The organism is Streptomyces sp. NTH33, assembly GCF_003236365.1.
In the GTDB taxonomy this organism is placed as follows: domain Bacteria; phylum Actinomycetota; class Actinomycetes; order Streptomycetales; family Streptomycetaceae; genus Streptomyces.
Window position 1 is genome coordinate 1 of the sequence record NZ_POTZ01000525.1, and the last position, 4,463, is coordinate 4,463.

The 4,463-nt window shown below is 73.4% G+C and carries 4 protein-coding genes and 1 pseudogene; 2 read left to right on the plus strand and 3 right to left on the minus strand.

Annotated elements, in window-relative coordinates; all coding sequences use genetic code 11:
* A partial coding sequence (locus tag C1I97_RS32090; RefSeq protein WP_111006568.1) for a hypothetical protein occupies nucleotides 1-758 on the minus strand: 758 nt, incomplete at its 3' end.
* A gap of 222 nt (nucleotides 759-980) precedes the next feature.
* Between C1I97_RS32090 and C1I97_RS32095 the strand changes: the two genes are divergently transcribed.
* Nucleotides 981-1,427, plus strand: coding sequence for an ATP-binding protein (locus tag C1I97_RS32095; protein WP_111006565.1), 447 nt, complete (start codon nucleotides 981-983; stop codon nucleotides 1,425-1,427).
* A gap of 116 nt (nucleotides 1,428-1,543) precedes the next feature.
* On the opposite strand, the gene C1I97_RS32100 is transcribed toward C1I97_RS32095, so the two are convergent.
* Nucleotides 1,544-3,001 carry an aminopeptidase P family protein gene (locus C1I97_RS32100; protein ID WP_111006566.1) on the minus strand — a complete coding sequence of 486 codons (1,458 nt, stop codon included), beginning with the start codon at nucleotides 2,999-3,001 and terminating at the stop codon, nucleotides 1,544-1,546.
* 159 nt (nucleotides 3,002-3,160) lie between these two features.
* Nucleotides 3,161-4,351: a PP2C family protein-serine/threonine phosphatase gene (locus tag C1I97_RS32105; protein ID WP_111006567.1), complete on the minus strand. Its 1,191-nt coding sequence runs from the start codon at nucleotides 4,349-4,351 to the stop codon at nucleotides 3,161-3,163.
* Nucleotides 4,352-4,359: 8 nt separating this feature from the next.
* Here C1I97_RS32105 and C1I97_RS32110 point away from each other — a divergent pair.
* Nucleotides 4,360-4,463, plus strand: a pseudogene (locus tag C1I97_RS32110) (SpoIIE family protein phosphatase); the annotation flags it as partial.

Consider the following 4,463-nt stretch of genomic DNA (forward strand, 5'->3'; position numbering starts at 1 on the left):
GGGTCGGCGGCCGGCCAGAAGCGGGGGGCCGCGTCGGGCGCGGTCGGCAGCCCGGCGCACAGGGCGCGCACCAGCGCGAGCGCCGCGCGCAGGGAACGTACGAGCGCCCCCTCGGTGACTCCGTGCGCCGACAGGTCGATCAGGCGCAGCAGGGCCAGGTCTCCGCGGCGCAGCAGCCAGCCCGCGGCGACCGCGGCGAGGACGTGGACGAGCAGCATCGTCAGGGACGGCAGCAGCGCGGCCGCACCGCTGGTGGCCAGGGAGTCCGCCGGGTGGTGCATGGCGCTCGTGTCCATGCCGCCGCCGTCGTAGACGCGTGCGTCGACGAGTATCCGGTAGGCCTGGGTCGGGCTGATCGCCCCGACGCCGGCCCCGCACACGTACCGCGCGGCCTGCTGCACGAGCTCGGCGTCGGACATGGCGGACATCGGTCCCATCGACGCCGTCGGTCCGGTCGGCCCCGTGGCCGTGCCGCCCTCGCCGCTCTGGCCCAGTCCGAACAGGATGTGCAGCACGGTCTGGCCGGCCGCGAGCAGTGTGGCGATCCCCGGCAGGGAACGCGCCCGCCCGGCGAGTGGCGCCACCACGACCAGTGTCCCCAGGAAGCCCACGCCCAGTGTCCACAGCGGCACCGCGGCGCAGGAGGCCACGGTGTGACCGGCAGCGGCCAGCACGACGCAGACCGCGGCGAACACCGTGGCCCGCAGCATCCTGAGATCGCGTCCGGCGCACGCCGTGCGCGGGTGGGGGGCAGTCATGGCGGCCTCATCATCGCACTGGGCCCCGGGGCGCCGTACGGCAGGTCCACAAGATGCGGTAAGCCCGGAATGGAGGGGTCTGTCGTCACCGGCCCGCACATACACCGATTCCCTGGCCGCCGCATCCGCCGATTGGACGGTGTCGTGTCAACTGAGTGCTTACGGCCGGGCACTCGGGGCAATACGTAACGGTATGTCGAGCCGCGGCCGGGAGGCTGGAGCATGAGCATCTGGTGGTCACTCCATCTGCGGCGTGACGCTGCGAGCGTGCCGCTCGCCCGGCGGCTGCTGCTGGGCACGATGGAGACCGCGGGTGTCGATCCCGACATCTCCTACGACCTGTCCGTCGCCCTGAGCGAGGCCTGCGCGAACGCGGTCGAGCACGGCGGGGACGCCGGATCCTCCGAGGCGTACCGCGTCACCGCCTACCTCGACGGGGAGAAGTGCCGCATCGAGGTGGCCGACGCGGGCCCCGGCTTTCCGCCCGGCGGCCGCCGCCCCCCGTTCCGCGCCGTGCACCCCGAGGCCGAGCACGGCCGCGGCCTGTGCCTCATCCAGGAACTCGCCGACCACGTCCACATCGGCAACAAGCCGGGACGGGGCGGCGCGGTGGTGAGCTTCGACAAGATCCTCAAGTGGCGGAAGGACGCGCCGCTGGTGGCGGTGTAGGTGGCCGGCAGGGTCCCAGGCCCTGTCCAGGGCCTTCTCCAGCCCCGCCCGGCGGCCCTCCCCCCGGGCATGTGAACGGCCGGGCACCTCTCAGGTGCCCGGCCGTCACCGTCGTATCAGCCCTTCAGCGATGCCATCCACGCCTCGACCTCGTCGGAGCGGCGCGGCAGGCCCGCCGAGAGGTTGCGGTTGCCGTCCTCCGTGACCAGGATGTCGTCCTCGATGCGGACGCCGATGCCCCGGTACTCCTCCGGGACGGTCAGGTCGTCGGCCTGGAAGTACAGGCCCGGCTCGACGGTGAGGACCATGCCCGGCTCCAGCGTGCCGTCGACGTACGTCTCGGTGCGCGCGGCCGCGCAGTCGTGGACGTCCATGCCGAGCATGTGGCCGGTGCCGTGCAGCGTCCAGCGGCGCTGCAGACCGAGCTCCAGCACCCACTCGACCGGGCCCTCGACCAGACCCCACTCGACGAGCTTCTCTGCGAGCACCCGCTGGGCGGCGTCGTGGAAGTCGCGGTACTTGGCGCCCGGCCTGACCGCCGCGATGCCGGCCTCCTGGGCCTCGTACACCGCGTCGTAGATCTTTTTCTGGATCTCGCTGTACGTGCCGTTGACCGGCAGCGTGCGCGTGACGTCGGCGGTGTAGAGGGTGTGCGTCTCCACGCCCGCGTCCAGCAGGAGCAGGTCGCCGGAGCGGACAGGGCCGTCGTTGCGCACCCAGTGCAGCGTGCAGGCGTGCGGGCCGGCGGCGCAGATGGAGCCGTAGCCGACGTCGTTGCCCTCCACGCGGGCGCGGAGGAAGAACGTTCCCTCGATGTAGCGCTCGGAGGTGGCCTCCGCCTTGTCGAGGACCTTCACCACGTCCTCGAAGCCGCGCACGGTGGAGTCGACGGCCTTCTGCAGCTCGCCGATCTCGAACTCGTCCTTGACCAGGCGCATCTCGGAGAGGAAGACGCGCAGTTCCTCGTCGCGCTCGGCGGTGACCTTGTCGGTCAGGGCGGCCTCGATGCCGGCGTCGTAGCCGCGCACGACCCGGACCGGGCCGGTGGCCTCCTTCAGCTTCTGGGGCAGTTCGCGCACGTCGGAGGCCACGATGCCGTACAGCTGACCGGCCTCGGCCAGGGAGTGGCGGCGGCCGACCCACAGCTCGCCCTGCCCGGAGAGCCAGAACTCGCCGTTCTCCCGGTCGGAGCGGGGCAGCAGGTAGAGCGTCTCCTGGTGGCCGTCCGTGGTGGGCTCCAGGACCAGGACGCCGTCCTCGGTCTGGTTGCCGGTGAGGTAGGCGTACTCGACCGCGGACCGGAAGGGGTACTCGGTGTCGTTGGAGCGGGTCTTGAGGTTGCCCGCGGGGATCACCAGGCGCTCGCCGGGGAAGCGCGCGGACAGCGCGGCGCGGCGGCGTGCGGTGTGCTCCGCCTGCTCGACCGGCTTCAGGTCGCGCAGCTCGGTGTCGGCCCAACCGGACTTCATGTTCTCGGCGAGCTCGTCGGACACGCCCGGGTACAGGCCGTTCTTGCGCTGCTTGACCGGCTCTTCTTCGGTGGTCTCCGGGGTCTCCGGGAGCTCCTCCGCCACTGTCTTCCTCCTCGATGTGCACGGGACGCCCCCCTGGTTCTCGGGCTCGCTCGAGGAGGGGGACCCTCACCATCGTACGGTCGTGCGGAAGGGGGCCCGAGGCGGAAGCACCTGTTACCGGGAGCGCCGGGGCCGGGGCCCGACGCCGGGGCCCGGGGCCTACTCGAAGCGCGCCGCCACCAGGGCGACGTCCTCCCTGCCGCCGGTCACGTCCTGGTCGTCCGGCAGGACCGTGTGCAGGACGTGGTCGGCGACGGCCTCCGGATCGTGGCGCCGCGCGCGCGGGACGCTCGCCGCGGCCGCCTGCAGCCGGGCGAAGGCGCGGTCCGCCGGGTCACCGGTGCGGTGCAGCAGCCCGTCGGTGTAGAGCAGCACCGTCTCCCCCGCCGCCACCTGGAACTCCACACTGGGCGCCTCCCAGCAGGCGAGCATGCCGAGCGGCGCGGACACGGACGTCTCCACGAACTCGGTGCGCCGCTCGCCGACCAGCAGCGGCGGACTGTGCCCGGCGCCGGCCAGGGTGATCCTGCGCAGCTCGGGCTCGCAGTAGGCGAACAGGGCGGTCGCGCAGCGGGCGGGCTCGGTCAGCCGCAGCAGCAGTTCGAGGTCGGACAGGACGGCGACGGGGTCCTCGCCCTCCATCACCGCGTACGCCCGCAGGGACGCGCGCAGCCGGCCCATCGCGGCGACCGCTCCCGGCCCGGAGCCGGTGACCGAGCCGACCGCGAGGCCGAGCGCGGCGTCCGGCAGCGGCAGCGCGTCGTACCAGTCGCCGCCGCCGCGCGGTCCCGTGCGGTGCCGGCAGGCGAGCTGGACACCGGGCACCCGGGGCAGCCGGGAGGGCAGCAGCTCCTCGTAGACCGTCGCCATGCACGCGCGCGTGCGCTCGGTGTCGAGCAGGCGTGCCAGGTGTTCGGTGGCGAAGCGGACGTAGAGGCCGGCGAGGTGGCGCCGGCGCTCGACCGGTTCGGCGGGCTCGTCGTAGAGCCATACGGCGGCGCCGATGCGGCCGGCGGTCTCGGTGGACAGGGGCAGCGCGTAGCTGGCGGCGTAACCGAGGCGGGCGGCCACCTCGCGGTGGCGGGGGTCGAGGCCGTCCTCGGAGAACAGGTCGGGGTGCACGACCTCGCCCTCGCCGCCCGGCAGTCCGGCCGCGGTGTCGAGGAACGTGCCGTGGGGCATGGCGCTGCGCGGCACGGTCTCGATGTGGCCGAGATCGGCCCGCGCGAGACCGAGGCCGACGGTCGTGTCGGGGCCGAGTCCGTCGTCCGGTTCCAGTACGACCATGCCGCGCCGGGCTCCGACGAGGGCGGCGCCGGCGCGCAGCAGCTCCTGCAGGGCGGCGTCGATTCCGCTCGTCCGTGTCCGCGCCGCTCGGCATGCTCGCCTGCTGGGAGGCGCCCAGTGTGGAGTTCCAGGTGGCGGCGGGGGAGACGGTGCTGCTCTACACCGACGGCTGTCT

Bases quoted from the DNA above. Each gene is read 5' to 3' on its own strand.
- C1I97_RS32095 (WP_111006565.1), top strand. From the start codon at position 981: ATGAGCATCTGGTGGTCACTCCATCTGCGGCGTGACGCTGCGAGCGTG.